Annotated in this window: 24 protein-coding genes; 5 read left to right on the top strand and 19 right to left on the bottom strand. The window is 58.8% G+C overall.

The window, feature by feature from the left end; all coding sequences use genetic code 11:
* Positions 1 to 21: 21 nt before the first annotated feature.
* Genes B5E43_RS09350 through B5E43_RS09340 form a run of 3 tightly spaced genes read right to left on the bottom strand, consistent with a single transcriptional unit; the run spans position 22 to position 3,508 of the window.
* Positions 22 to 774 carry a response regulator gene (locus B5E43_RS09350; protein ID WP_087396079.1) on the bottom strand — a complete coding sequence of 251 codons (753 nt, stop codon included), beginning with the start codon at positions 772 to 774 and terminating at the stop codon, positions 22 to 24.
* Entirely contained in the window at positions 768 to 2,483 is a 1,716-nt protein-coding gene (locus B5E43_RS09345; protein ID WP_242964784.1) for a histidine kinase, read from the bottom strand. Before B5E43_RS09345 ends, B5E43_RS09350 begins: the two co-directional genes overlap by 7 nt.
* Complete coding sequence (locus B5E43_RS09340; RefSeq protein WP_242964783.1) at positions 2,480 to 3,508, bottom strand: ABC transporter substrate-binding protein; 1,029 nt, start codon at positions 3,506 to 3,508, stop codon at positions 2,480 to 2,482. The genes B5E43_RS09345 and B5E43_RS09340 overlap by 4 nt, the downstream gene beginning before the upstream one ends.
* 221 nt (positions 3,509 to 3,729) lie before the next feature.
* On the opposite strand from B5E43_RS09340, the gene B5E43_RS09335 reads away from it, so the two are divergent.
* From B5E43_RS09335 to B5E43_RS15130, 4 genes are all read left to right on the top strand, one after another.
* Complete coding sequence (locus B5E43_RS09335) at positions 3,730 to 5,139, top strand: hypothetical protein (RefSeq protein WP_087396075.1); 1,410 nt, start codon at positions 3,730 to 3,732, stop codon at positions 5,137 to 5,139.
* A gap of 103 nt (positions 5,140 to 5,242) precedes the next feature.
* Positions 5,243 to 7,069: an iron ABC transporter permease gene (locus B5E43_RS09330; protein WP_087396073.1), complete on the top strand. Its 1,827-nt coding sequence runs from the start codon at positions 5,243 to 5,245 to the stop codon at positions 7,067 to 7,069.
* A 4-nt stretch (positions 7,070 to 7,073) separates the two neighbouring features.
* Positions 7,074 to 8,693, top strand: coding sequence for an ABC transporter ATP-binding protein (locus B5E43_RS09325; protein WP_087396071.1), 1,620 nt, complete (start codon positions 7,074 to 7,076; stop codon positions 8,691 to 8,693).
* A gap of 101 nt (positions 8,694 to 8,794) precedes the next feature.
* Positions 8,795 to 8,953 carry a hypothetical protein gene (locus tag B5E43_RS15130; RefSeq protein ID WP_158099011.1) on the top strand — a complete coding sequence of 53 codons (159 nt, stop codon included), beginning with the start codon at positions 8,795 to 8,797 and terminating at the stop codon, positions 8,951 to 8,953.
* A gap of 8 nt (positions 8,954 to 8,961) precedes the next feature.
* On the opposite strand, the gene B5E43_RS09315 is transcribed toward B5E43_RS15130, so the two are convergent.
* Both B5E43_RS09315 and B5E43_RS09310 read right to left on the bottom strand, forming a co-directional pair.
* A complete protein-coding gene (locus B5E43_RS09315; RefSeq protein WP_087396067.1) occupies positions 8,962 to 10,965 on the bottom strand; it encodes a ferrous iron transporter B in 2,004 nt (667 codons plus the stop codon).
* Positions 10,966 to 11,079: 114 nt separating this feature from the next.
* Entirely contained in the window at positions 11,080 to 11,292 is a 213-nt protein-coding gene (locus B5E43_RS09310; RefSeq protein ID WP_087396065.1) for a FeoA family protein, read from the bottom strand.
* A 350-nt stretch (positions 11,293 to 11,642) separates the two neighbouring features.
* Here B5E43_RS09310 and B5E43_RS09305 point away from each other — a divergent pair, with 350 nt between their 5' ends.
* Entirely contained in the window at positions 11,643 to 12,977 is a 1,335-nt protein-coding gene (locus B5E43_RS09305; protein ID WP_087396063.1) for an MATE family efflux transporter, read from the top strand.
* A gap of 52 nt (positions 12,978 to 13,029) precedes the next feature.
* On the opposite strand, the gene B5E43_RS09300 is transcribed toward B5E43_RS09305, so the two are convergent.
* From B5E43_RS09300 to B5E43_RS09235, 14 genes are all read right to left on the bottom strand, one after another.
* Positions 13,030 to 13,734: a V-type ATP synthase subunit D gene (locus B5E43_RS09300; protein ID WP_087396061.1), complete on the bottom strand. Its 705-nt coding sequence runs from the start codon at positions 13,732 to 13,734 to the stop codon at positions 13,030 to 13,032.
* Positions 13,735 to 13,746: 12 nt separating this feature from the next.
* Positions 13,747 to 15,123, bottom strand: coding sequence for a V-type ATP synthase subunit B (locus B5E43_RS09295; protein ID WP_087396059.1), 1,377 nt, complete (start codon positions 15,121 to 15,123; stop codon positions 13,747 to 13,749).
* On the bottom strand, positions 15,120 to 16,895 hold the full coding sequence (locus B5E43_RS09290; RefSeq protein ID WP_087396057.1) for a V-type ATP synthase subunit A: 1,776 nt from the start codon (positions 16,893 to 16,895) through the stop codon (positions 15,120 to 15,122). The genes B5E43_RS09295 and B5E43_RS09290 overlap by 4 nt, the downstream gene beginning before the upstream one ends.
* 50 nt (positions 16,896 to 16,945) lie before the next feature.
* Positions 16,946 to 17,254, bottom strand: a complete 309-nt coding sequence (locus tag B5E43_RS09285) for a V-type ATP synthase subunit F (protein WP_087396055.1) — start codon at positions 17,252 to 17,254, stop codon at positions 16,946 to 16,948.
* 12 nt (positions 17,255 to 17,266) lie between these two features.
* Positions 17,267 to 18,250, bottom strand: coding sequence for a V-type ATPase subunit (locus tag B5E43_RS09280; RefSeq protein WP_087396053.1), 984 nt, complete (start codon positions 18,248 to 18,250; stop codon positions 17,267 to 17,269).
* A gap of 150 nt (positions 18,251 to 18,400) precedes the next feature.
* Complete coding sequence (locus B5E43_RS09275; RefSeq protein ID WP_087396051.1) at positions 18,401 to 19,093, bottom strand: V-type ATP synthase subunit E; 693 nt, start codon at positions 19,091 to 19,093, stop codon at positions 18,401 to 18,403.
* Between the two features lie 20 nt (positions 19,094 to 19,113).
* On the bottom strand, positions 19,114 to 19,638 hold the full coding sequence (locus tag B5E43_RS09270; RefSeq protein ID WP_206406974.1) for a V-type ATP synthase subunit K: 525 nt from the start codon (positions 19,636 to 19,638) through the stop codon (positions 19,114 to 19,116).
* Between the two features lie 25 nt (positions 19,639 to 19,663).
* Positions 19,664 to 21,634, bottom strand: a complete 1,971-nt coding sequence (locus tag B5E43_RS09265; RefSeq protein ID WP_164475085.1) for a V-type ATP synthase subunit I — start codon at positions 21,632 to 21,634, stop codon at positions 19,664 to 19,666.
* Positions 21,634 to 21,948: a hypothetical protein gene (locus B5E43_RS09260; RefSeq protein ID WP_087396047.1), complete on the bottom strand. Its 315-nt coding sequence runs from the start codon at positions 21,946 to 21,948 to the stop codon at positions 21,634 to 21,636. Before B5E43_RS09260 ends, B5E43_RS09265 begins: the two co-directional genes overlap by 1 nt.
* A 297-nt stretch (positions 21,949 to 22,245) precedes the next feature.
* The gene (locus B5E43_RS09255; protein WP_087396045.1) at positions 22,246 to 23,325 is read right to left on the bottom strand and encodes a putative glycoside hydrolase; all 1,080 of its coding nucleotides are present in this window, start codon (positions 23,323 to 23,325) and stop codon (positions 22,246 to 22,248) included.
* A gap of 124 nt (positions 23,326 to 23,449) precedes the next feature.
* Positions 23,450 to 24,184: a 3-oxoacyl-ACP reductase FabG gene (gene fabG, locus B5E43_RS09250; RefSeq protein WP_087396043.1), complete on the bottom strand. Its 735-nt coding sequence runs from the start codon at positions 24,182 to 24,184 to the stop codon at positions 23,450 to 23,452.
* Between the two features lie 73 nt (positions 24,185 to 24,257).
* Positions 24,258 to 25,241 (bottom strand): prephenate dehydratase, encoded by a 984-nt coding sequence (locus B5E43_RS09245; protein WP_087396041.1) that lies wholly within the window; start codon positions 25,239 to 25,241, stop codon positions 24,258 to 24,260.
* Positions 25,242 to 25,274: 33 nt separating this feature from the next.
* Positions 25,275 to 25,607: an AzlD domain-containing protein gene (locus tag B5E43_RS09240; protein ID WP_087396039.1), complete on the bottom strand. Its 333-nt coding sequence runs from the start codon at positions 25,605 to 25,607 to the stop codon at positions 25,275 to 25,277.
* Positions 25,598 to 26,332, bottom strand: a complete 735-nt coding sequence (locus tag B5E43_RS09235; protein WP_087396037.1) for an AzlC family ABC transporter permease — start codon at positions 26,330 to 26,332, stop codon at positions 25,598 to 25,600. Before B5E43_RS09235 ends, B5E43_RS09240 begins: the two co-directional genes overlap by 10 nt.
* Positions 26,333 to 26,438 lie beyond the last annotated feature (106 nt).

Genomic DNA, 26,438 nt, shown 5'->3' with positions numbered 1-26,438 from the left:
CTTTCCCCCTCCGCCGCCTGATCAGCGGCTGGTATCCTGGTACTCCGACGGGCTCACCCCCGTCAGCTTTTTAAAGGTGGCGGAGAAATATGTAATATCCTTATACCCTACCTGCTCCGCCACCTCATACACCTTCAGCCGGCAATCCCGGAGCAGCTCCATGGCCTTGTGGATGCGGAAGCGGGTGAGGTAATTGAGCAGCGTGTAATCGGTCTCCTTCTTAAAGGTGTGGCTCAAATGCCCCTCACTCAGCCCCAGGGACTGGGCAATAACTCCCACACTGATGTTGGGGTCCTGGTAGTGCTGGCCAATATAGTCCATGGCCTGGAGAACATACTTGCTCTTATCCCCCTTTTTTAGCCCCGGAATGGAGAGGGCTGTCCCCTGTGCTTCCCCCTGACCCGCCATGCGCTTGCGCACGGCTTGCACCGCCTGCTCCAGCTCCCCATCGTGGAAGGGTTTCAGCAAGAAATCCACCGCCCCCAGCCGCAGGGCACTCTGGGCGTAGGAAAAGCTGTCATAGGCAGTGAGAATAATTACGAAGGCTTGATTCCCCCGCTCCCGCAGCTGCCGTAGCATTTCAATCCCGTCCATTTTGGGCATTTTCAGATCGGTAATAATCAAGGTAGGATTGTACCGCTCTACCGCCTCCAGGGCCTCCTCGCCGTTGGACGCCTCGCCCACCACGACGCACCCCAGCGCCGCCCAGTCCACCGCCAAAACGATTCCCTTTCGAATCATTTCCTCGTCTTCCACTACCAGTACCTTCAGCACTCTGTCTCCTCCTCCCACCGCAGGGGCAGTGTGGCTCGGACCACCGCGCCACGTCCCTGGGCTCCACAGTCCAGCCACAGACCAAAGCCCTCACCGTAATATTTACGCAGAATGGTATCCACATTATATAGACCCAGGTGGCCCCGGGACCGCTCCCGGTCCCGATTGGCATAGGGTCCTGCCATCTCGGGGGGCAGTCCTCTGCCGTTATCCTCCACCACCAGGCTGATTCGGTCCTCGTCCTCCCGCCGGGCGATCACCCGAATGGTCCCCTGCTCCACTCCCTCCAGACCGTGGAGGATGGCATTTTCCACGATGGGCTGGAGGATCATCTTGGGTACCAAACACTCCTCCAGCTCCGGGAGAATGTGGGTGGTAAAGGTAAAGGCGCTGGACAGGCGGATTTTTTGAATTTCAATATACCGCTCCAATATCTCCACCTCCCGCCGCAGGGGGACAAACTCCTCGGGAGAGATGCAAAAGCGCAGAATGTCCGCCAAATCGGTGGACATCACCGCCACCTGGGGCACCTGATTGATTTTGCTGATCCATTTCATGGTGTCCAGGGTGTTGCACAAAAAGTGGGGGTTGAGCTGGGCCTGGAGCATTCGGATCTGGGCCTCGTTGAGCTCCTTTTGATTTTTGACCAGCTCCTCCTGGTTTCGCTTCAGGGCCACCACCATTCCGTTGAACCGCTGGGCCAGCTCCCCCAGCTCGTCGTTTCGATCCAGAGGCACCTGGACATCCAGGTTGTTCTGCACCACCTCGCCGATGGCGGTATGCAGGCGCTGAACGGGGCGAAACATCTGCCGGCTGAGCTTCAGGCTCATCAACACGGAGATGAGCACGCACACCAGGGCGCAGGAGGCGCTCACCGTATACAAAAGCGCCATGGTGTCGTGGTTGAATACCCGGGGATGACGCAGAACCAGATACAGCCCCGTAGACGATTGGAGGGCCACCTGATAGGAAAATTCCTCGGAAATTTTGTCCAGTGCCTCTCCCAGCAGCAGCTGCTGACGCAGCACAGGGGCCAGTGAGGCAGCCAGACTGGGTTGGGCACAGTAGACCGGACGCCAATATTGGCTGAGTAGGATGAGATCGTTTTGGCTGCCATAGGTTCCGTCCAGCAGCTGCCGCAGATCCGCCTGGTACAGGCTGATCACCAGATAGCCCACCGTTTCTCCCTGGGGGCTACGCAGGAGCATTCCGCCCCGGAGCAGAGGGACCGCCGTATTGGTCACATCCTCGCTGGCCACAAAGGTCAGCCCCTCTTCCCGGTTCGCCTGCCCCAAGATGCCCCAATTGGTGGGCAGCTGTCTTTGGGAGGGCGCGTTCAAGGTGGAATACCGCCAAATTCCCTCCCGGTCGTACAGGTCAAAGCGGGCATAATCCCGTAGCCCCGCCGTAGCGGTGAACAACCTGCTATAGACCTGCGTAGTCTCCCCACTCCCAGTTTCCAGGGCCTGGAACACCACCTCGTCCCCGCTCAGCTGCTCCGCGGCCCGGACAAAGCCCTCAACCGCAGTATCCAGGGCATTCAGGGCGTGGTCCATGGACTCCCGCACCTCGGCGGCGGCGTTTTCCGTCATCCGCAGGCGAAAGATCTGCAGCAGCATGGCCGAGCACAACAGCAGCGGCACCAGGGAGCCAATCAAAAAGGCAACAAACAGCCGTCCTCGAAAGGAACGAGTCAGCCGAGTTTTCATGCTTCCTCCTCCCCACCCAGGAAAAAGGCCCAGCTCATCAGAAGATTCTCCCGGTTCTGGCTGGCCCAGTCCACATTATAGTCCACCAACAGCAGCTCCTCCAGATCCGCTAGTTCCTCTGCTGGCTCCACATCCCTACGCACCGGACGGCGGTAGGACTGTTCAGCCACCAATTGCTGCACGTCCCGGCTGATGGTAAAATCCAAAAACCGTTTGGCATTCTCCTCATGGGGGGCGCCCCGAACCAGCGCGGACCCATCCGGAACAGAGCTGGTGCCATCGGTGGGATAGACCATGGCAATGTCGTCCCCGGCCGCAATCCGCTTGAGTGCAGTCTCCTCCAAGGTGACTCCAACCCAGTCGGTACCGTCCGCCACCAAGGTGAGCACATCTCCGGAGCTCTCCAGCTGACGGCCGTCCAAATTGGCGGCAAACCGGTGTAGGTCCTCCTCCGCGTCCCCGCCCAAGGCACAGATCATGGTGACCAGGCTGGTATAGCTGGACCCGGACACCGCCGGGTCCGTAAAGGCGATCTTCCCCTGAAAATAGGGGGAGAGCAGGTCGCTCCACCGGGTCACCTGGCCCTCTCCCACCAGCTTGGTGTTATAGATCAGCACCACCGGCAGGGAGGAGAAGGGGGTCCACAGTCCATCGGGGTCCTGAAACTGTTCCGGAATGGCCTCCGCCTCCCGGCTGATGTAGGGGGCAAAGCTGTCCTCGTAGGAGGCCAGACTCTCCACCCCTCCGCCAAACATCACGTCGGCCCGAGGGGATTGCTCCTCCTTCGCAATGCGCTGCAGCAGCTCGCTACTGCCCCCCGTCACCACGTCCACCCAAATACCGGTGCGCTCCTCAAATTCCTTTACGATGGGCCACCAGACCTCCTGTTTATGGGAGGTATAGACCACCAATCGCTCCTCCTCCACCGGGGCGCAGGCCAAATCCTCCCCCTCCAAAGCCGGGGTGCAACTTACCAGGGTGCACAGTGCCAGGGCCAACACCGCCCACATCTTTCTTCCCCTCACCCCGGCTTCACCTCTTTCCTCCTTAGGATTTTGACTAATTATAGCACAGATACCCCATCCTTTTCATCACATCTCACAGAAATCGCAGAAGAAAACAAAAAACCGCAGTTTTGTCCCCTGTTTTTTCCATCCTCCTTCGCATACAATAAAAACAACAGATGGCCCGGAATCTTCCGGTCCAATTTTGTGGGAAATCACAATACGTTAAAGGAGGAACGATCATGAAACGATTTCTAGCCCTGCTCCTGGCCGCGTCTATGTCTCTGGCCCTGGTCGCCTGCGGCGGAACCAAAACGCCCAGCTCCAGCGGCAGCTCCGCCAGCTCCGGCGGCAGCTCCGGTGGCAGCTCCGCCAGCTCCGGCTCCACTACCCCGGAGAACCTTACCGAAACTCAGAAGATCATCCAGCAGGCCCAGACCATGACGCTGGAGGAGCTGGCCCAGAAGGCCATTGAGGAATCCAACGGCAAGACCTTCTACGGCGTGGGCAACTCCAGCCGCGGCAAGAGCGCCCTGCCCCTGTTCATTGAGTACCTGCAGACCATCGACCCCAACTACAACATGGAGTTTGATTGGCAGCAGCCCAAGAACAACAAGATCTTTGATCAGCTCACCGCCGACTCCCTGAAGGACACCGGCACCTTCGCCATGACCCTCATTCAGGACGGCAACCAGATCGAGTCCAAGATGGTCCAGACCGGCATTCTGGACACCTTCATTCCCAAGGACTGGGCCGACGCCAACGGCACCACCGCCGAGGAGTACGAAGGCTACCTGCCCCTGCAAACCCTGAACAAGATCTTCATGTACAACAACACCGGCTCCAAGACCTACGACAACTGCTGGGACTTTGTGGCCGAGGGCGAGCATGCCCTGTTCATGGACATCGACTCGGAGATCGTGGGCAAGAACTTCCTGTATATGCTCACCCGGGACGACTACGCCGCCTGGCTGAAGGAGGCCTTTGAGGCCCTCCCCGCCGAGGAACAGGCCTACTTCCAGCCCACCATCACCGCTATGGAATCTGAGGCCGCCGATCTGGGCCTGGGTGCCGACGGCGCCTACGCTCTGGCCTGGATCAAGCTGTGGGTGGAGAGCTACAACGCTCAGACCGACGACGGCCCCATCTGCAACACCCTGGTGGACAAGTCCGCCACCGACCAGTTCGGTCTGCTGGTGTACTCCAAGCTGAGAAGTGTGGAGGAGTCCGCCTCCGTCTCCAAGAACAACATCACCGTGGCTGCCTATAACGACGGCTACACCGGCATCGGCGGCTTTGGCTACTGCCACTACCTCTTTGTCACCGACAACAGCCCCCTGCCCTGGACCGCCTGCGCCTTCATCGCCTACATGACCTGCACCGCCGACGGCTTCTCCGCCTGGGGCAAGGACATCGGCGGCTACTCCTCCAACCCCGCCGTGGCCGCGGAAAATGAGGAGATCTACCACCACCAGACCGGAGGCATGGCCGAAGACGGCACCACCGTGGAGTTTGCCGCCCTCAACGACGCCGGCTACGACTGGTGGACCACTGACGGCAAGCTGGTGCTGGAGGACCCGCAGTACTGCGCCTCCGTCTCCTTCTCTGTGGGCAGCTGGATCGAGATGCTCACCAAGTACAGCGCCGGCTAATCCCTTGCAAGCTCTGACCCGGTAAACCAAAAGCGCCCTTGGACGCGCGTGTCCGCCACCGCATCCAAGGGCGCTTTCCAGCCCGGCAAAAAGGAGAGATTCTATGGACCCAACAACCATCCGCGTCAATACCGCCGCCATCCGGCGCAATAAGATCAAAACCTACTTCTCCAAGCCTCACAACGTCATCCTGTTGCTCATGGGCATCGTCCTCACCTTCAGCACCGTGGCTCCCATCATCGCCATCGTGGAGGACACCTTTAAAATCCACCCCGGCACCATCGACGCCCACCTCACCGGACAGAGCTCCGGCTATACCATTGTCAACTATGTGGACCTGTTCACCAGCCGCATGGCCAAAACTAACCTCTGGACCCCCCTGCTCAACACCGTGCTGCTGGCAGTAGGCACCTGCGTGGTGGCCATCCTCTTCGGCGGGCTCTTTGCCTTCCTCATCACCCGCACCAACCTGGCCTGGCGCAAGTACCTCAGCTCCATTTTCATCTTCCCCTACATCATGCCCCAGTGGACCCTGGCCGTGGTGTGGCAGAATATGTTCAACTCCAACGCCGTCACCGGCACCTCCAACGGCCTGCTGGCCGCCACCCTGGGCATCAACATGCCCATCTGGTGGTGCAAGGGTCTCTTTCCCAGCCTAGTGGTGCTGGGCCTGCACTACGCCCCCTTCGCCTACATCCTCATCGGGGGTATCTTCCGGAATATGGACGCCAATCTGGAGGAGGCAGCCACCATTCTGGACACCCCCAAGTGGAAGATCATGTGCCGCATCACCCTGCCCATGGTCAAGCCCGCCATCCTGTCCACCATCCTTCTGGTCTTCGGCAGCGCCATGGGCTCCTACCCGGTGCCCCATTACCTGGGGCTGACCACCCTGGCCACCAAGTACATCTCCATGAACTCCAAGTACACCGGCGAGGCCAGCATCCTGGCCATCATTATGATGGTCTTCGGCGTGGCCATCATGTTCCTCAATCAGCTCAGCCTGCAAAGCCGGAAGGGCTACACCACCGTCACCGGCAAATCCGGCCAAATCTCCAAAATCAATCTGGGCCGGGTGGGGAAATACGTCATCGCCCTTGTGCTGGTGGTGGTCACCTTCTTTACCAGCATCTTCCCCATCGTCTCCTTCGCCTTTGAGACCTTCCTGCCTAACCCCGGTGACTACTCCTTCCTCTACACCGGTGACCCGGACAACCTGACCACCAAGTGGTGGACCACCGACGAGAACGTCACCGAAAACGGCATGTACGGTCAGAAGGGTATCCTCCACAACGAGACCATTTGGAACGCCTTCAAGGGCACCATCTGGGTCAGCGTGTGCTGCTCCCTGCTGGCAGGCACCATCGGCACCCTCATCGGCTACGCCGTATCCAAAAACCGGCGAAGTAAATGGGCCAACTACGTAAACTCTGTGGCCTTCCTCCCCTATCTGATGCCCTCCATCGCCGTGGGCGTAGCCTTCTTTATCCTCTTCTCTAATGAACATGTCAATCTCTTTAATACCTACACCATTTTGATCATCGTAGGTACCATCAAGTACATCCCCTTCGCCAGCCGCAGCTCCCTGAACTCCATGCTCCAGCTCTCCGGTGAGATCGAGGAGGCGGCCATTATCCAGAACATCCCCTGGATCAAACGCATGACCCGCATCATCATCCCCATCCAGAAGTCGTCCATCATCAGCGGCTACCTGCTCCCCTTCATGACCTGCCTGCGGGAGCTGAGCCTGTTCATGCTGCTGTGCGTTCAGGGCTTTATCCTGGCCACCACTCTGGACTATTTCGACGAGATGGGTCTGTACGCCTTCTCCAGCGGCATCAACCTGATTTTGATCATCACCATCCTGGTGTGCAACACCCTGGTCAACAAGGTCACAGGAGCCAGCCTGGACAAGGGAATAGGAGGTTAACACCATGCCGGAAATTCGATTAGAACATGTGACCAAGCGCTGGGGCAAATTCTACGCCGTGGACGACCTGGACTTGGTCATTGAGGACAACGCCTTTGTCACCCTGCTAGGCCCCTCCGGCTGCGGCAAGACCACCACCCTGCGGATGATCGCTGGGCTGGAGACCCCTACCAGCGGCCGTATCACCATCGGCGACCAGGTGGTCTTTGACAGCCAACAGGGCATCAACGTCCCCGCCAACAAGCGGAAGGTGGGCTTTCTCTTCCAGAACTACGCCCTGTGGCCCAACATGACCGTCTACGACAACATCGCCTTTGGCCTGTCCAACATTAAAGAGCCCCTGCCCACAGTAGATTTTGAGGCCAAAAATGCCGCCCGTCTGGCGGAAATCCTCAAGGACCCCGGCCAGGTGGTAAAAATCATCGAGGACTGCCGGGACAAAAAGGGCAAGATCGACGAGAAAAAGGCCTATGTCAAGCTCATCGACGCCTTCACCATCTCCATTTACACCGCCAAAAAGCTCTACAATTACCACCTGGAGCAGGGCAAGGACGTCTCTGGAGAGATTACCTCCCTCCAGACCAAGGTGGACGCCGCCCGGAAGGCCCAGACCCTCAACGACCGCTTTGAGGTGGTCCAGAACGGCCAGGTGGTCACCCAGGTCCGAAAGCTGTCCAAGGAGGAGATCGATCTGTCTGTGCGCCGGGTGTCCCGGATTGTGAAAATCGGCATGTTTATGGACCGCTACCCCGCCGAGCTCTCCGGCGGCCAGCAGCAGCGTGTGGCCATTGCCCGCACCCTGGCCCCCGAGCCCTCCGTCCTATTTATGGATGAGCCTCTAAGCAACCTGGACGCCAAGCTGCGTCTGGAGATGCGCTATGAGCTGCAACGTCTCCATGTGGAGACGGGCTCCACCTTCGTCTACGTCACCCATGACCAGATGGAGGCTATGACTCTGGCTACCCAGATCTGCCTTATTAACAACGGCGTCCTCCAGCAGTACGACGCCCCCCTCACCGTCTACAACCGCCCCGACAACCTGTTTGTGGCCGACTTTGTGGGCAACCCCTCCATCAACTTTGTGGAGGCCAAGGGGAAGCAGCAGGCGGATGGCTCCATCGCCCTGGAGGTCTTTGCCGGGCGCAAGGCCACCTTCCGCCCCTCCTCCCCTCTGAATCTGGAACAGTGGTTCCGTGACCGGGACGCCCACCAGGCTGCCCAGGCGGAGGAGCACCGGAAAAAGGCGGCAGAGAAGTCCTATGTGGAAAAGGGCAACAAGGACGAGACCTTCCGCTACCACATCGCCAAGGTGGTGGAGGAGGACGACTCCCTCCAGGAGGAACCCGTCCTTACCAACGAGGATCTGGTGCTGGGCATTCGGCCGGAGTTTTTGGATATTGTGGACCAGGGCTCCCTGGAGGGAGAGATCTACGGTGCTATGCCCACCGGTATGGAGTCCACCATCAAGGTGCGGGTGGATGACTTCCTCCTCACTGGCGTGATCTTCGGCAGCTCCCTGTTCACCATCGGTACCAAGGTACCCCTCTCCGTCTCCGGCGACAACATTCTTCTGTTTGACCGGAAAAGCGGCAGGCATATTGCCTCTGGTAAATTAGAGTTCTGACTTGTCTGTTTCCCACCTCTTACCGGAAGCCCCTCGGTCTCACTTGGAGACCGGGGGGCTTCCCTACTTTTTCTATGAAACTGTCACAGGAGTCATCTGCAATGGCCCGAGGAATGGCCGCAGCCACAGCAGCCGCCTTCCTTCCCGCTGCAGCAGCCGCTATCCGGACAGCCAATGCACGTTTTCCCGCTTTTTTTCGCTTTGTACACGTATCCTGCGGCGGCACCTACGATGACCACCAGGATTCCGCCTACCAGTAAATCCATCATTATGTTCTCACTGCACTCAGTGCGTATTCCTGCTTCAAATCCCGCTCTGTCTTCATGCACAGGTGTACCAGGATTCCGGCAAACACCAGCACCGCAACCAGGCCAGGCAGGAAGCCCGCCCCCAGCGCGCCGGTGGTGATCAGAGTACCGATCTGATAGACCAGGAAGCCCACCGTGTAACCGGTACCCAGCTGCAGTCCAATACCGGCCCACAGCCACTTAGCGCTCTTCATTTCCGAGTTCATGGCGCCGATGGCGGCGAAGCAGGGCGGGGTATAGAGGTTAAACATCAGGTAAGCCAGGGCGGCCACCTTGGTAATAGCGATAACCCCTGCCACCTCGGCTCCGGCGCCCTCCATCATTTCCAGGGCATCGGTATCGATGAAGTTTTCCAGGCCCACAAAGCACACAGCCAGGGTGCCCACCACGTTCTCCTTGGCGATGAAGCCGGTAACAGCGGCGGCGGCCAGCTGCCAGCTGAGCACACCCACAATGGGCACCAGCAGATAGGCAAAGGGTCCGGCAATGGAAGCCAGGATGGAGCTGTCGGCGGTCTCCGCCACCTGGAAGCTCCAGTTGAAGGTCTGCATCACCTGCACGGCGGTGTTACACAGCAGGATAATGGTAGCCGCCTTCACAACATAGGCCCAGCCCCGGGCACACATGGCCTTAAAGGCAAACCACAAAGAGGGGACCTTATACTCCGGCAGCTCAATGATAAAGAAGGACTTGCGGTTTTTGTATCCGGCGATCTTATTGACCAGCAGGGCACCCAGGAAGATCAGGACAATGCCGGTGAAGTACATGGTAAAGCTCACCCAGCCGGCGTCATCAAAAAAGGCTCCGGCAAACAGGGCGATGACGGGGATTTTGGCCCCGCAGGGCATAAAGGGGGTGAGCATGGCAGTGGCCCGGCGCTCCCGCTCGTTTCGGATGGTACGGCTGGCCATAACGCCGGGGATGGCACAGCCGGTGCCGATGACAAAGGGGATCACCGACTTGCCGGACAGACCCACCTTCTTAAAAATGGGGTCCAGCACCACCGAGACCCGGGACATATAGCCGCAGTCCTCCAGCAGGGCGATGAGGAAGTACATGACCATGACCAGCGGCAAAAAGCCCACCACGGCGCCTACGCCGCCGATGATGCCGTCCACCAGCAGGGCCGAGAGGAGGGGGTTGGCCTGCGCCAGCTGTTCGCCCGCCCAACCTTGGAAGGTTTCGATCCAGGCCACCAGGGTGTCCGCCACCAGAGGCCCAACCCAAACCTGGGAGATCTGGAAGACCAGGTACATGACGGCGGCAAAAATGGGAATCCCTAAAAATTTGTTGGTCAGAATTGCGTCGATGGCGTCATCGGTCCCCTTATCCTTGGTGAGCACCTTCCGCTTCTCCACCTGGGACACCAGCTGGTTGACGAAGGCAAAGCGCTTACGGTCGGCCTCCTCCACCGCCTTTTTGTCGCTCAGGTCAACGTCTCCCTGGACGTAGGGAGCGATTTGCCCTCTCCCCTTCAGCCCCACAGCCGCATCCACGGCCTTTTGCAGACCTTCGGCAGTGGTTGACACCGTCTCCACCACCGGACATCCCAGCTTTTCCGACAGTGCATGAACATCAATGGTGGTTCCTTTTTTCCCATTGATGTCGCTCTTGTTGAGCGCTACCACCACCGGAATCCCCATCTCCAGCAGCTGGGTGGTAAAAAACAGGCTTCGACTCAGGTTGGTGGCATCCACAATGTTGATAATGGCATCGGGGTGCTCATGGCGCACATAGGAGCTGGTGATGCTCTCCTCAGAGGTAAAGGGGGACATGGAATAGGCGCCGGGCAAATCCACCGCAATCAGCTCTTCCGAAGTGCTGACGTAGTTCTTCTTGATCGCGTGCTCCTTCTTCTCCACGGTGACGCCTGCCCAGTTGCCCACCTTTTCATTCCGCCCGGTCAGGGCATTATACATGGTGGTTTTTCCAGAGTTTGGATTGCCGGTCAACGCAATTCTCATTGATATTCCTCCTATTTAATTGATTTCTCCCAAATGATCACAACACGGGTCTTTTAGTTACCTATAGCTAACCATTGGGTATCCCGATGCACGGGATTCCCGCATGCCAAGGGCCTAAATCTGAATGGCATCTGCCAACTGTTTATCAATATTGTATCTGCCATCCTTAATGGAGACGACGCAGCCACCCTTACGATGGGATACCACTGTGATGGGCTCTCCCGCATAACAGCCAAGAGAGAACAAAAAAGAATTTAACTCTTCGTCCTCTGTGTCGATCTGCTGTATTACATACTCTTTGCCTTCCAATGCATCGTTCAATGTCATGTTGTCCACCTAATCAAACATCCTTCATCGTTGATTCTCAATAGTTAGCTTCAGGTAATTAATTGTGTGAAAAATCGGTTAGCGTTAACTAACCTTCAACGGGATAGCTCAATCCACAGGATTTGTCAAGTCCTTCCCAAGGAAATTTCCATGTTTTTCTCTTTCCCTGCCCCACGGCCATGATGCAACGGGACCCTTGACTTCCCCATCTCTCCTTGCTATACTAGCCTTACGATGTCTCTCCGTGCCCACGGCCCGCCGTCCCCACGGAGATTTTCCTTGGGTTTCGGTAAACGGGCTCCCTTCGGAGCCCGTTTTTTCTTTGCTTTTTTAGTGAAAGGGTGACTGCGTTGCAGAATGAAAATATCCTGGGCTCCATGCCTGTGGGCCGTTTGGTCTGTTCCATGTCCTGGCCCATTATGCTCTCCATGCTGATGCAGGCGGTTTATAACCTGGTGGACAGCATCTACGTCACCCGCGTCAGTGAGGACGCCTTTCTGGCCCTGTCCTACGCCTATCCCATTCAGACTCTATTGGTCGCCTTCTGCGTAGGCACGGGAGTGGGCTTTAGCGCCATGCTTTCCAGACGGCTGGGAGAACAAAAGCCGGAGGAGGCCAATTCTGCTGTCATCCATGGGTTTCTCCTCTTTTTCCTCTGCTGGGCGCTGTTTTTTCTATTTGGCCTGCTAGCCAGCGGCGCTTATCTCCGTGCCTGTACCTCCAACCCCAAAGTAATTGCCCAAGGCACCGCCTATCTGCGCGTGTGCTGCTGCTTCTCCTTTGGCGTATGCACCCAGTTCCCCTGTGAACGGATTCTCCAGTCCACCGGACACCCGGCCGGATTTATGATTGTACAGGGCTCAGGCGCCCTCCTCAATATCATTCTGGACCCCATATTTATTTTCGTCTTTGATATGGGGGTCACCGGCGCCGCCGTGGCAACCGTAATCGGCCAAATTACCGGCGGCCTGATCGGTCTGATCCTCGTCCGCCGCATCCGCCACCAGTTTCACGTCACCCCACGGGGCTTCCGCTTTCAACCGGCTCTGGCGAGGGAAATGTGCCGCATCGCCGCCCCTGCCATTTTGATCCAAGCCCTGAGCAGCGTGATGTCCCTGGGCCTGAACGCCATTTTGACGCTGTGGTCCGAGCTTGCCGTCTGGGTGCTTGGCGTCTATTTCAAGCTGCAATCCTTCGTTTTTATGCCCGTGTTCAGCGTCAACAACGGCTTGATTTCCATCATCAGCTACAATTACGGAGCCCGGGACCGGGACCGGGTCTCCCGCTCCATCCATGTGGGATTTCTGGCCGCCGTATCCACCGCTCTGCTCGGCTCCCTGCTCCTGTGGATCTTTGCCGGTCCCCTGCTCCGGATTTGTTTCCAGGCCAGCGGGGAGGCGCTTACCCTGGGGGTTCCCTCCCTGCGTATGACTGCCCTCTCCTTCCCCATTGCGGCGGTGAGCATTATCTGCTCTGCCACCCTCCAGTCCCTGGGCCGCAATGCCCACTCCCTGTGGGTGGCGCTGCTGCGCCAGATCATTTTGCTGCTTCCCATTGCACTGCTGCTAATCTACCTGTATCCTGCATGGGTGTTCTTCTCCCTCTTTTTGGCAGAGCTTCTTTCCTGCGTGGTGGCCCTGCTGCTGTATCGAGCCGTCTACCGGCAAAAAATTCTCACCCTTTGAGCAACACAAAAAAGCCGCCAGGCCCAGTTGGGTCTGGCGGCTTTTTTGTTGGTTATAGTTCGATTGGAGTCTCATGAAACGCTTCCAGCACTTTTTCGTCTGCTTCCCGTTTCTCCAGAATAGCCTCCTTGAGAATCATGTCCTTCACCTTCATCAGACGAATGGTGTTAGCACGCTCATTCTCATCCAGCTTCATGGAGATATATTTGATGCTGCTTTGCATCTCCGGGATCTTCACATACTCCAGAGCGTTGACCCGGCGGCGGGTCTTTTCAATTTCCTCTGCCAGCAGCTGGGAAGTCTTCTCCACCTCTGCCAGGCGGAGCATATCCCGGAACACCTGAGACATGGCGTCCACCGCGTCATCCAGCTCACCGCTGGTCTGGGCGAAGCCGTAAGGATAAACCTCACCTGGGTCCTGGCTGGTGGTATGAAATTGATACTGGGGGACGTCCACAGACATCACGTTTTGGAAGGTCATCTCCAGCTCCACGCTCTGCTTGGGATAGAGCAGAGATTGCTCCAGCATCTCCGGGGACATGAGGGCGGCGGCTACGGTAAAGGAACCGTGGGCCCGCATCAGCCCTTCCTCCACCCGGCGGCGCAGCTCCCGGTTTTCCCGCACCACGTCCATAAACTGCTTCATCAGCTCGTCCCGCTTGTCCTTCAGCAGCTTATGGCCCCGCTGGGCGGTCTTGAGCCGTCCCTTTAACCGGGTCAGCTCCATGCGGGTGGGATTGATGGTTGCGCTTGGCATCAAAATCCCCCCTTAGTCTTTCTTGGGCAGATACTTGTCGATCAGCTCCGGCTTGATACGCTTGAGCTCTCCCTTGGGTAGGATACTCAGCAGCTCCCAGCCCAGGTCCAGGGTCTCAAAGATGGAGCGGTTCTCATCCGTTCCCTGGGAGACGTAGCGTTTTTCAAATTCATCGGCGAACTTGGCGTAGAGCAGATCGGTGGGGCTCAGAGCCGCCTCGCCCAGAATGGACATCAGCTCCTTGTTTTCCTTACCGGTGGCGTAGGCGGCAAAGAGCTGGTTCATGGTACCCGAGTGGTCCTCACGGGTCTTGCCCGCGCCAGTACCCTTATCCTTCAGACGGGACAGGGAGGGCAGCACGTCCACGGGAGGATTGATGCCCTTGCGGTACAGCTCCCGGGAGAGGATGATCTGGCCCTCGGTGATATAGCCGGTCAGGTCGGGGATGGGGTGGGTCTTGTCGTCCTCGGGCATGGTCAGGATGGGGATCATGGTGATGGACCCCTCCTTACCCACCTGCCGTCCGGCACGCTCGTACATAGTGGCCAGGTCGGTATACAGGTAGCCGGGGTAGCCACGGCGGCCAGGGACCTCCTTCTTGGCTGCGGAGATCTCACGCAGGGCCTCGGCGTAGTTGGTGATATCGGTGAGGATGACCAGCACGTGCATGTTCTTCTCAAAGGCCAGGTATTCCGCGGCGGTCAGAGCCATACGGGGGGTGGCGATACGTTCCACGGCGGGGTCATTGGCCAGGTTGGTGAACAGCACGGTACGGTCGATGGCGCCGGTGCGCTTAAACTCGCTGACGAAGAACTCCGACTCCTCGAAGGTGATACCGATGGCGGCAAAGACCACAGCGAAGTTGGATTCCCCGTCCAGCACCTTGGCCTGACGGGCGATCTGGGCAGCCAGAGCGGCGTGGGGCAGGCCGGAACCGGAGAAGATGGGCAGCTTCTGACCGCGGACCAGGGTATTCAGTCCGTCGATGGTGGAGATACCCGTCTGAATAAACTCGTTGGGGTAGTTCCGGGCGGCAGGGTTCATGGCCAGGCCGTTAATATCCCGGTATTCGTCGGCCAGGATGGCGGGGCCGCCGTCGATGGGCTGTCCCATGCCGTTAAACACCCGGCCCAACATATCGCCGGATACCGCCAGTTGCAGGGGATGGCCCAGGAAACGGATTTTAGACTGGGAGAGGTTGATACCGGCAGAGGCCTCAAACAGCTGCACCACAGCGGAGTCGCCGTTGACCTCCAGCACCTTACAGCGCCGGACGGAACCGTCGCTGAGCTCAATCTCCGCCAGCTCGTCATAGGTGACCCCCTGGACCCGGTTGACCACCATCAGAGGACCGGAGATCTCCTGGATCGTCTTATATTCTCGAATCACAGTTCATCCTCTCCCTTCTCGGCGATGGCCGTGATTTCCTCCTCCATCTCCACCAGGAGGTTGGCGTAATCGTCCTTATACTGGTCGGCGGGTACCGACTTGGCCCGGCCAATCTTCTCCCGCACGGGAATGGCAAACAGCTGGGCAATGGCGCCGCCCCGTTCCGCAGCCGCCCGGCACTGGGTATCGTACTGACGGATCATAGCCAACAGACGGGCCTGGCGGTCATACTCGGAGTAAGAGTCAATATCCACAAAGGAGTTCTGCTGCAAAAAGTCCTCCCGAATCATCTTGGCGGTCTCCAGGGTGATCTGGTCCTTGGCGGACAGGGAGTCCTTACCTACCAGCTGCACGATCTCGTTCAGGCTGGCCTCCTCCTGGAGGACGGACATGGCCCATTCCCGGTTTTGCAGGAAGTCCTTGCCCAGGTGCTCATCGTACCAGGGCTTCAGGGAGTCCAGATACAGGGAGTAGGAGTTCAGCCAGTTGATGGCGGGGAAGTGACGGCGGTAGGCCAGAGAGGCGTCTAGGGCCCAGAACACCTTTACAATACGCATGGTGGCCTGGGAGACGGGCTCGGACAGGTCGCCGCCCGGAGGGGAGACCGCGCCCACGGCGGTCAGGCTGCCCCGGCGGTCCTCGTCGGAACCGATGCAGGACACGGAACCGGCCCGCTCGTAGAACTGGGCCAGACGGGAGGACAGGTAGGCGGGGTAGCCTTCCTCGCCGGGCATCTCCTCCAGACGTCCGGACATCTCACGTAGAGCCTCGGCCCAGCGGGAGGTGGAGTCGGCGATAACGGCTACGGCGTAGCCCATATCCCGGAAATACTCGGCGATGGTGATACCAGTGTAGATGGAGGCCTCACGGGCGGCCACGGGCATGTCGGAGGTGTTGGCAATGAGGACGGTCCGCTTCATCAGGGACTCGCCGGTCCGGGGGTCCACCAGCTCGGGGAACTCCCGCAACACGTCGGTCATCTCGTTGCCGCGCTCGCCGCAGCCGATGTAGACCACCAGGTCCACGTCCGACCATTTGGCCAGGGCGTGCTGCATCACTGTCTTGCCCGAGCCGAAGGGGCCGGGAATGGCTGCAGTACCGCCCTTGGCCACCGGGAAGAAGGTGTCCACGATTCGCTGGCCCGACTGCAGGGGGATAACGGGGGGATACTTGTGCTTATAGGGGCGGCCCACACGGACGGGCCACTTCTGCATCATGGGCAGCTCCACCTGGGAGCCGTCCTCCTGCTCCAGCACGGCCACCGTCTCGGTGACGGTGAAGGAGCCGCTCTGGATGGAGACGATCTTGCCCTTCATCTTGGGGGGAATCATGATTTTATGGAGAATGGAGGGGGTCTCCTGGACGGTACCGATGATATCGCCGCCCACCACCTGGTCGCCGGCCTTAGCCACCGCAGTGAACTCCCACTTCTTCTCCCGGTCCAGGGCGGGCACCTCTACGCCGCGGGGCAGGTTGTTGCCCTTGACCTTCTCCATGATGACCTCCAGGGGACGCTGGATGCCGTCGTAAATATTTTCCACCAGGCCGGGGCCCAGTTCCACCGACAGGGGAGAACCGGTGGTGACCACGTCGGCGCCGGGGCCCAGGCCGGAGGTCTCCTCGTAGACCTGGATGGAGGCTGAGCCGCCGGACATGGTGAGGATCTCACCGATCAGACGCTGCTCGCCCACACGGACCACGTCGGCCATGTTCGCCTCCTCCATGCCGGTGGCTACCACCAGCGGGCCGGAGACCTTGACGATCTTTCCCATAGGCTAAACCTTCTTTCGAAGCAAATTTCCAAGCAGAACAGGAGCGGCCGTTACAGGATATCGGCGCCCACGGCCCGCTCCACCGATTGTTTTACGTTGGCCATGCCAATGCCCAGAGAGCCCTCCTTGCCGGGGATGAGGATGATGGCCGGGGTGAGGGCATCTTTATAACGGGCAATATCCGGCCCCAGCTTGGCGGCCAGTTGTTCCGTCATATAGATAATCGCGTAGTTTTCCTTGGCCATCCGGTGCAGGGCCTCATGGCCCTCCTCAGGGTTGGATACCGGGCAGACCTCCAGGCCCAGGGCCTTAAAACCCAGGACGCTGTCCATGTCGCCCATCACTGCGATCTTATACATGCTCCAACCCCCTTATACATAGGTTTCCCGGAGCCGGGCACGGATGGTATCTCCGTCCAGCCCTGCCGCCCGGCCGGCAAAAATGGTGCGGATAGCGGTCAGCTCCGCCTCCCGGGCATACAGATAGCCCACCACCGCCTGTTCCCCAAAGGGGATCCGGCGGCCGGCAGCCAAGTAGGCGGTCACCGCGTCATCACACATGCGCTCAAAGGCGGTGAGGGCACCTCCGCCGGGCTGGGCCAGCTTGGCTCCCGCCTCAGCGGCCTGGGCCAGCGGCCCAGAGCGGAACACCTCACCCAGGGCGTCACCCCGGGCGGAGGCAATGGCCTGTTCGGACACCGTGCCTCCGCTCAGCAGCACTTGGCGCAGGAAGTCTCCCTCCTTGCCCATCCGGCTGACCCGGACGGCGGTACGCAGGTTGGCCACATCCACACACAGACGGACATAGCCCTCCAGGAAGGGGCTCCCCATCTCCTTGGCCAGCTGGGCCATCTCGCTGTAACAGGCCCGGTCCAAAACCAGATCGGCCTGCTGGGGATCCTTACTCTCGCTGAGCACCGTCCAGGCCTGGGCCATCGCCCGCTGGAAGGCCTCAGAGCAGCCCCGCATATCCTCCCGCCGCCAGCCCTCTAGAAGGCCTTCGCCGTCATAGCGGCCGCCTGGCAGCAGCAGACGGTGGACATCCTGCCCCATGGCCTGGGCCTTTAAAATCGCTTTTGCGTTGTGATAGTCATATTTCAGCTGAAAAATCTCCACCAGCCGCCGGTCGGGCACCGCGCCCTCCAGATCCCGAACGGTTTCCGCCCGCACCTGGGCCAGTGCGGACTCCAGGGAGCCGCTATCCGGATAGCCGCACTCGGTAAGCACCTTCATGGCCTCCCCGGTATCCCGGGCCTCAATCATGCGGTCCATGCGCTCCCGGGTCAGCAGCCGGTTCTCCATGGCCCGGACTCGGGCGGAGATGGAGAGATAATCCGTATCTTTTTGGTGGGACAAAGTATCCCTCCTTTCGTCGTCGTAAACTCCGTATCTCCGGCCTGTGCCTCACGGCAAAAGCCCGATCACTTCGTTACTCCTGCTGTCCGCAGCGGAGGAGCGTTTTTCCCCCTCCGCTGCGGGGACAGCCTTCCGCTGCCCCTTGAACGCTCAGTTCCCGGGGAACAGGATCTGGGCTACTTCCTTTTCCAGCTTCTCCCGTTGCAGACGTACCAGGGTCTCGAAGGCGCAGTTAATTTCCACGTCTCCGTCCACCATGATAAAGCCGCCCTTCAGGTTGCGGGTCTCCTCGCTGAGGGTGAGCATCCCGGTTCCGGTGACCATGGCCGTGGTGGAATTGACCACCTTGCCCAAAAAGGCTCCTACCTTGGTGTCGGTGATGGCGTCCGGCAGCTCGGGAGCAATGCCCTTCACCATGGCCTCATTGGCGCCCACTACCACCTGCTTACCTACCCGGGTGCGGTCCTTGGGGGAAAACACCAGCTGCTCCTTGCCGCTGGAGGAGGCCTCCAACACCAGACGGATGAGAAGAGCGATGTACTCCTCCTCGGGCAGGGCGCACAGCTTTTCCAGAGCCAGGTCAAAGGCCTCGCCCAGCACCTCCTGCTTGGCGGCCAGCTCCAGCTTCCGTGTCTCCATTTTCGCCGCGGACTTCAGCCGCTCCAGACGTTCCTGGGCTGCCTTCTCACCTCTGGCCAGGATTTCTGCGGTCTCCTTGTCCGCCTGGGCCTGGGCCGCCTCACCGATGGCCTGGACCTTTTCCTCGGTCTGAGCCAGCAGTTGGGTGATCTCTGCCTCGGAATCCTGGATAATCTTTTCTGTGATTTTTTCGATTCCTTCCATACGCCGGTCCTTTCCCAGCTTTAGGCGCTGATGTTGATGATCATGAGCATGGAGGCCAGCAGGGACAGGATGGCGTAGAACTCTACGGTGATGCACAGCACCATGCCCTTGGACCAGTCATCGGGCTTCTTGGCCAGAATGTTGATGGAACCAGCAGCCACACGGCCCTGGGCGATAGCGGAGAACAGGCCGCCCAGCGCCATGGGCAGGCAGGCCACGAAATACTGCATGCCCTGGGCGATGGTCAGATCGGGTAGAGTGCCGGAGAGCAGGCCCATGCGGAACACGGCGAAGAACCACACCACCAGACCATACAGGCCCTGGGTACCAGGGATAACCTGAAGGATCATGACCTTACCGAACTTGCTGGGGTCCTCACACAGAAGGCCGGTGCCCGCCTCGCCGGCAATACCGGTACCCTTGGCCGAGCCGATGCCGCTGAGCACCGCCGCCAGGCCAGCGCCCAGAAGGGCCAGGGCCAGGCCGCCGATGCTGCCCAAGAAGGTCAGGCTCTGCTGCAATGCTACCAATTGATTCATGTCCATTGACTCCATAGTGTCGTCCTCCTCGTTATTTGACTATTTCGTAGTATTTTGTATTTAGATCCAGGGGACGGAAGGGTTTTCCGCCGTCCTGGTAGAATTTGTTGAAGTACTCCAGGCACTGCAAACGCAGGTCATGGACGTAACAGCCCAACAGATTCAGCGCAAAGTTCAGGGTATTGCCCACCAGGGAGATGAGGATGAAGATGACAATGTTCCCTGGAATAGCTCCCAGGGTGTTGAACACCTGGGCGATGACCGAACCGGCCAGCATCAGGGCCATGAGACGGGAGTAGGAGAGGATGTCTCCGAAATAGCCCGTCACGTGGTTATAAAGGGAACCGAAAATGCCGGTGATCTTTCCAAAGCCCTTTTGGGTCAGGATGGGTCCAGCCACCACCATCACGCCGCCTACAATGAGCACCAGATTGGTGGTTCCCAGAATGGCCAGGGCCAGACCGGCGAAGACCACCCACCAGGTGACCTCCTCCCAGATGGCATCCATCACCTGGCCATCCCGCAGCTTTTTATAAAAGCTGATGGCCATACCGGTGAGGATCTGGACAAAGCCCAGACACATAGCCCCTACCAGAATCATCATGGTATCGTTGAGGGGGGTGAACAGGGCGGGAAGGGTGATGGGGTTGTCGGGGTTAATGAGCGTAGTCAACTGGGTCAGGAAATCGCCGAAGAAGCCACCGGTGACCGCGCCCATGATAAAGGTGCTCACACCGCACAGCCCCAGCAGGCCGAAGAAGTGGGCCATACCTCCCTTGGGCTTCTTCTTGGTCAGAACCACCACCGAGGCCAGCATCATCAGAAGGCCGTAGCCCATGTCCGCCATCATGATCCCGTAGAACAGGATGAAGAAGGGGGCCATCAGGGGGTTGGGGTCCAGGGAACCATAGGCCGGCAGGGAGTACATCTCAGTAACCATGTTCAGGGGGCGGGTCAGCCAGTTGTTCTTCAGCTGCACCGGCACCTGGGGATACTCCTCCGGGGTGGGATCTTTGACTTCGTAGGCGCAGGGATATTGGGAGAGCTCCTTCTTCAATTCCTCCCAGCGCTGTCCAGGTACCCAGCCCTCCAGATAGAAGGTCAGGTTGGTATCCAGCGTACGTCCTCTGCACTCCTCCCGCTTGGCCTCCGCCTGGGCCCGGTCCGCCAGCTTCTGTAGGGTGGGACGCAGATCGCCCAGCTTGGAGAGCCTCTCCTTTAGCTGAATTTTCTCCTGTTCCAGCGTCTGGTTTTCCTGCTCCAGCCGGCTTATGTTTTCCGCCGCCGTTCCGGTGCACTCCCGCAGGTTGGCCCGGGACCAGCCCAGCTCCTTCAACGTCTGGAGCACCTCCTCCGCCTGGCTGGCGTGGCACACCAACAGGCAGTAGTGGTTATCCCGGTCGGTAGAGGCCAGGGTGAGCTGTGCCAGCTCTCCTGCCTGGCTCACAGCCTCCTCTGCCTGAGGAAAGGGCAGGGCGGCAGGCAGAGTGCCAAATTGGATGGTAACCTGGTCGGTGGAAGTGGTCTCCAGGGGCAGGTCCAGACTGGCCCAGGGAAGTAATGCCGTCCGCTGAGCCGCCAATTTGCTCTGCTCCCCTTCAATGGCATGGACGCGCTGGTCCGTCCCGTTGACCTCCTGCGCCCCTGCCTTTGCCTGGCAGGCCAGCGTAGAGTCAAACAGTTCTTCCTCCCGCAGGGTGGGCTTGGGGCTTAAAAAGCTGCCCTTTGCCGGAGCACTGCGTTTGAGCACCGTCAGGGCTCGTTCCGCCTGAGATTGCTCCTCTCGGGCCTGGGACAGTGCCTTGGCGTCTGGCCGGCTCAGCTGCTGTTCCAGCTGCCGGAGCAATCCCTCTTGCTCCTGTGCTGTGCCGCTATCCCCCTTTAGCTCCACCGACGCTTCATCGATCTCTACACAGCCCAATCGTTGGAGTGTCCGGAGCAAGTTCTCCCGCTCCTCTACCATAGCGATCAGCTGTAGATGTTTCATTTTCACGATGGCCATCAGCGATTCACTACCTTTTCTACGATCAATTCGGCCGCTTGGTCCAGGCGCTGCCTGGCCTGCTGCTTCATGGTCTCACAGGCTTGCCGGGCCTGCTCCATTACCTTTTGGGCGGACTGGGCTGCCTCAGCTTCCGCCTGGGCCATCTGCTGACGGACCTCTCCCTCCGCTTCTGCCCGCGCCTCTTCCAGAGTCCTCTGGGCCGCCCGCTGTGCGATCAGGATTTTTTGCTTACTCTCCGCCTGAGCCGCCTCCCGGCGCTGTTTGGTCTCGGCTTCCACTTGGGTCACCTTTTGGATTTCCTCCATTGCCATAGTTCTCACCACCTTCGCCTCTAACTAGTGTGCACAAAAACTTGTATAGCATTTATTGTATGTGATAATCCCCAGAAATGCAAGGGATATTTTGTTGAACTTTCTTTCTATTTTGGGACACTGTGTCCTCTTGACCCTCATTTTTCATTTTCTTCCATTTTTCGCCTCTCACCTCTCGACATTATCACATCTTTTATACAATGAGATTCATTTTCATTTTATTATATTTTTTTGCCATGAAAGACCACGAGCTTCGAAATGCATTTTTCTGCAATCCGAAGCTCGTAGGCTCTTCCATTATGTCCCAGGTAACAGCCCAAGGGCGTTCCACGTTCCCTGATCATTTGTCTGTAACTGCACAATTTGTAACCGAGCCGATGCATCTTCCCCGGACTCCAACAACTGGGAAACTGCGTTCTCCTCCACCCAGACGCGCTGGGCATACTGCTCCAGGACCGCCCCTGTCAAACCACTGACCGCCCCCTGCTGCTCCACCTGATCCCGAGTAACCTGGAGAGACAGTACCGTCCCATAGGGCTCCACCGCTTGCTCTACCTGGGCTAAAAAGTGCTCCACTGCTGTGGCAAAGGCACCGGAGGCGTAGCTGCCATCAGTTTGAATGGCCTCCAAATTCCCTTGGGTTGGGAATGCCGGACACTCCAGTACAAGTTCATCAAATCCAAGCTGGGCCAACTCTCCGCACAGCCCAGCCAAATAGTCCACGGCCTCCTGGCTGTCCGGGTTCATCCACCGCAGCTTTTGTTCGTCCCGCCAATTCCCGTAGTTGGCCCGCAGGGCCATGCTGTTATGCTGATAGGGCATGGTATTATCCCGGAAACAGCACACCTTGGCAATGGTATAGATCTCACCCTGGTTCCAGGTCTGGAGCGCCTCATTGACTCCAGCCTGAGAGCTGGTTACTCCATCCTGAACCGCTAACGGCAGCTGGGAGGACCAGCCCAGCTGTCCCTGGCTGTCCTTCATTTCCAAAATCAAAGCGTTGGCACCCGCCTGCTCCAGCAGTCCCTGGGCTGTACCGTCCACCACAGCGGATACCGGCAGCTCCTGGGCCTTCATTTCCTGCGAAGTCTGGCTGCCCGCAGGCGGCTCCTCCTGGGTATCCTGACTTCCGGCCGGCGGCTGAATCACCACATTGACATCTTGCTGTTCCTGTGTCTGTTCTTTCTGCTCTCCCGACGCCAGAGGTGTGCGCCATTGCAGACCATTATCTGTAAAAACCAAATAATCCTGCCCGAACACCAGCACACCTACCAACAGGACCACCAACACCCCCAAAACAATGGCGATCCATTTCAGGATATCGGTAACGGTTCTCCGGCCCCGGTAGCTGCTGTATCCCCCACGAAATCGGCCCATGGCAGTCCTCCTTTCTGCTGCGTGCCATAACCATTCGGAATATTATTCCGCATAATAACCATTTGGATACCTTTTGACGCCTATTATACCAGGAAATCCCGGCTTACGCAATCGGATCCTGCCATCAAATCACCATTCCGCCATCCACCCGTAGGATCTGTCCGGTGATAAAGGAGCTGTTATTGTCCGCCAAAAAGAAAATGGCCTCCGCCACCTCTTCCGGCGTCCCAATGCGGCCCAGGGGAGTCTCCTCCCCTAACGTGCCCAGGTCTTCGGCCGTTAAATGGGCATTCATTTCTGTATTGATTACCCCAGGCGCCACGCAGTTGACCCGGATGTGAGAGGGCCCCAACTCCTTGGCCAGCGCCCGGGTCAGGCCCTCCACCCCTGCCTTTGCAGCAGAATAGGCCACCTCGCAGGACCCTCCGGTCTCCCCCCACATGGAGGAGACCGTAACAATGGCCCCACCCTGCCGGCGCACAAACCCAGGGCAGGCGGCCCGAACCGTATAGAATACCCCGTCCAGATCCACACCGATGACCTTGCGCCACTGTTCGTTAGTGGTATCGGTGAGCAGCTGCTGGGGCAGAGCAACCCCGGCACAGCACACCAATGCATCCAGAGGCCCCAACGCCTCCGCTGCCGCCACCAGTGCAGCGGCCTGGTCCGGGTCTGACACGTCCCCTTCCAGTGCCACCGCCTCCACTCCGCTGGCAGACAGCTCCGCCGCCAGCGCCAGGGCCTGCGCGCGGCTGCGGCAATAGTTCAGGGCTACGTTCCAGCCCGCCGCTCCAAAGCGCCGGGCTGCGGCGGCCCCGATTCCCCGGGACGCGCCGGTGATGAGTACATTTTTTGCCATGTCACTTCCCCCTTTTCGGGTCAAAGAGTTTGGCAGAGCATCCGTTCTTCTATCCTCATGCTTCACTTAGGGGTTAAATGCTGTTTTTATAGTTACCCAGTACCCGCAAATAAGAGGTCGCCTGAGACAACTCCTGAAGGGCTGCATCCATCCCCGCTCCTGTCAGACTTCCGCTAAATTCCAGGAAAAACAGATATTCCCAGCTTTTTCCCGGCATGGGTCGGGATTCAATCTTCATCAAATTCAGTCCATGGAGCAGGAATATGGTCAAAATACGCTGCAGGCTGCCCACCCGGTGGGGGACGGACAGTACCACGGCAATTTTATCCGCCTGGGGCCGCAGCTCCATCACCGGGGAGACCACCACAAAGCGGGTGGTATTGTTGCTGTTATGGTTGGTTCCCCGGTACAAAATCTCCAGGCCATACAGCTCTGCCGCCCGCTCCGAGCAAATGGCCGCCTTGGTAATATCCCCAGTCTGGGCCACATACTGGGCACTGCCCGCTGTATCCCCAAAGGGCATCTGCTTCCAGTTGGGGTGCTGGGCCAGGAAGCGGTCGCTTTGGAACAATCCCTGCTCATGGGAATAGACATGGGTGATGGTATCCAGGGTAGCCCCCTTGGGCGCCATCAGGCAGTGCTCTACCTTGACCGTGTCCTCACCCACGATGTATTGCTCATATTGGCTCATCAGCTCGTAGACCTGGCGAATAGCACCGGTGGAGCTGTTTTCAATGGGCAGGACGGCATAGTCCGCCTCTCCCTTACTCACCGCCTCAAAGGCATCCTCAAAGCGCTCCATCCCTCGGCATTGGGCCTGCGTTCCGAAAAAGGCCAAGGCCGCCATCTCGCTGTACGCCCCGGCCACTCCCTGATAGACCACCCGGGGATTCTCCACCGGGGGCCGTGCCGCCGCCATGGCCGCTTTGCACCGCTCATAGCCCGTGCTCTCTGTTCCAGGCCCCGCTTCCAGCTCTAAACGGCGGCGGAGCAGCATCTCCAATTCCTGATCTAAGGTTGTCAGCCGCTGTTGCAGCGGCGCAGTTACTTGTGTCATCGTTGATTTCTCCAAACTTTTCTTGCGTTGTCTTTAAAACACTGCCTGGACCAACACCATATACAGCACAGTGGCCCCAAAAATGGACAGCAGGTCATTCCCCTTCCACAGATGGAGCAACACCGCTGTTCCGCCCGCCAGCAGAGAGGGCGCCCACCCGGCCGGGGTGGCAAAGGATACTCCCTTCAGGCAATAGACGATCAGCATGGCAATGATGGCAGGGGGTAGGACTTGCCCCAGATACATCACTACCTTCGGTGGATGCTCCCCCCGGTCAAAGAGGACAAAGGGCAGCGCCCGGGTCAAAAAGGTGACCAGCGCCATCACAGCGATGGAGGCGATGGCCTGTCCAGTTGTCAGCTGCATGTGCTCGCCTCCCCGTTCTCCTTCTGCCCCTTGCTCGGCACCTCCTGCTGCGTCAGACGAGGCCGCAGCAGCACCAGGGCCAGCACGATCATACCCAGCGCGGGCAGGAGCATTTCTTCCGCCCCCACCAGCAGCAAGCTGATCAGCGTGGCTCCACCGCCCAACAGAGCCGGGAGATGACTGCCCGCCGCACGCCACTGGCCCACTGCGATCACCAGGAACAACGCAGTCATGGCAAAGTCCACCCCTGTGGTGTCAAAGCCCAGGGCAGCTCCAGCCAAAGAGCCTAAAACAGAGCCTAAAATCCAATAGCTATGGTCCAGCATGGCGATGGCCAGATAGTACCGGTGCTCATCCACGCCCTGGGGCGGTTTGGCGGCGCTGAGCAGGGCATAGGTCTCATCGGTAAGGGAAAACATCATATATAGCTTCTGCGGCCCCATTCCTCGGAATTTCTCCAGCATGGACAGTCCATAGACCAGATGGCGGAAATTCACCATTAACGTTAAAAAGGCAACCTGGGGCAGGGATGCCCCCGTGGCCAACAGGGATACACCCAAATATTGTCCCGAGCCGGCATAGATGGTCAGACTCATCAACAGGGCCCACACCACACCATATCCTGCCGACTGGAGCATCAGGCCAAAGGCCATGCCGATGGCCAGGTATCCCATCAGCACCGGTACGGTCACCGGGAAGGCCGCGGCCAAGGTTTTCCGATCCATTTCTCTCACACCTCATTGTAAGCAGTTTGCTTCCACATTTTACTCGTTTTTTCTCCGCTGTGCAACCCCTACGCTTTTTCCCTCTCAATTCTCCGCTTTGGAATTA

Source organism: Flavonifractor sp. An100, assembly GCF_002161175.1.
In the GTDB taxonomy this organism is placed as follows: Bacteria; Bacillota; Clostridia; order Oscillospirales; family Oscillospiraceae; genus Lawsonibacter.
Note: the sequence above shows the minus strand (reverse complement) of the source record. Positions and strands in the feature narration are given on the sequence as shown.

Bases quoted from the DNA above. Each gene is read 5' to 3' on its own strand.
- B5E43_RS09325 (WP_087396071.1), top strand. From the start codon at position 7,074: ATGCCGGAAATTCGATTAGAACATGTGACCAAGCGCTGGGGCAAATTC.
- B5E43_RS09335 (WP_087396075.1), top strand. From the start codon at position 3,730: ATGAAACGATTTCTAGCCCTGCTCCTGGCCGCGTCTATGTCTCTGGCC.
- B5E43_RS09275 (WP_087396051.1), bottom strand. From the start codon at position 19,093: ATGGAAGGAATCGAAAAAATCACAGAAAAGATTATCCAGGATTCCGAG.
- B5E43_RS09310 (WP_087396065.1), bottom strand. From the start codon at position 11,292: ATGACATTGAACGATGCATTGGAAGGCAAAGAGTATGTAATACAGCAG.
- B5E43_RS09240 (WP_087396039.1), bottom strand. From the start codon at position 25,607: ATGCAGCTGACAACTGGACAGGCCATCGCCTCCATCGCTGTGATGGCG.
- B5E43_RS09285 (WP_087396055.1), bottom strand. From the start codon at position 17,254: ATGTATAAGATCGCAGTGATGGGCGACATGGACAGCGTCCTGGGTTTT.
- B5E43_RS09300 (WP_087396061.1), bottom strand. From the start codon at position 13,734: ATGCCAAGCGCAACCATCAATCCCACCCGCATGGAGCTGACCCGGTTA.
- B5E43_RS09245 (WP_087396041.1), bottom strand. From the start codon at position 25,241: ATGACACAAGTAACTGCGCCGCTGCAACAGCGGCTGACAACCTTAGAT.
- B5E43_RS09235 (WP_087396037.1), bottom strand. From the start codon at position 26,332: ATGGATCGGAAAACCTTGGCCGCGGCCTTCCCGGTGACCGTACCGGTG.
- B5E43_RS09315 (WP_087396067.1), bottom strand. From the start codon at position 10,965: ATGAGAATTGCGTTGACCGGCAATCCAAACTCTGGAAAAACCACCATG.
- B5E43_RS09270 (WP_206406974.1), bottom strand. From the start codon at position 19,638: ATGGACATGAATCAATTGGTAGCATTGCAGCAGAGCCTGACCTTCTTG.
- B5E43_RS09330 (WP_087396073.1), top strand. From the start codon at position 5,243: ATGGACCCAACAACCATCCGCGTCAATACCGCCGCCATCCGGCGCAAT.
- B5E43_RS09260 (WP_087396047.1), bottom strand. From the start codon at position 21,948: ATGGCAATGGAGGAAATCCAAAAGGTGACCCAAGTGGAAGCCGAGACC.
- B5E43_RS09255 (WP_087396045.1), bottom strand. From the start codon at position 23,325: ATGGGCCGATTTCGTGGGGGATACAGCAGCTACCGGGGCCGGAGAACC.
- B5E43_RS09290 (WP_087396057.1), bottom strand. From the start codon at position 16,895: ATGGGAAAGATCGTCAAGGTCTCCGGCCCGCTGGTGGTAGCCACCGGC.
- fabG (WP_087396043.1), bottom strand. From the start codon at position 24,184: ATGGCAAAAAATGTACTCATCACCGGCGCGTCCCGGGGAATCGGGGCC.
- B5E43_RS15130 (WP_158099011.1), top strand. From the start codon at position 8,795: ATGGCCCGAGGAATGGCCGCAGCCACAGCAGCCGCCTTCCTTCCCGCT.
- B5E43_RS09345 (WP_242964784.1), bottom strand. From the start codon at position 2,483: ATGAAAACTCGGCTGACTCGTTCCTTTCGAGGACGGCTGTTTGTTGCC.
- B5E43_RS09265 (WP_164475085.1), bottom strand. From the start codon at position 21,634: ATGGCCATCGTGAAAATGAAACATCTACAGCTGATCGCTATGGTAGAG.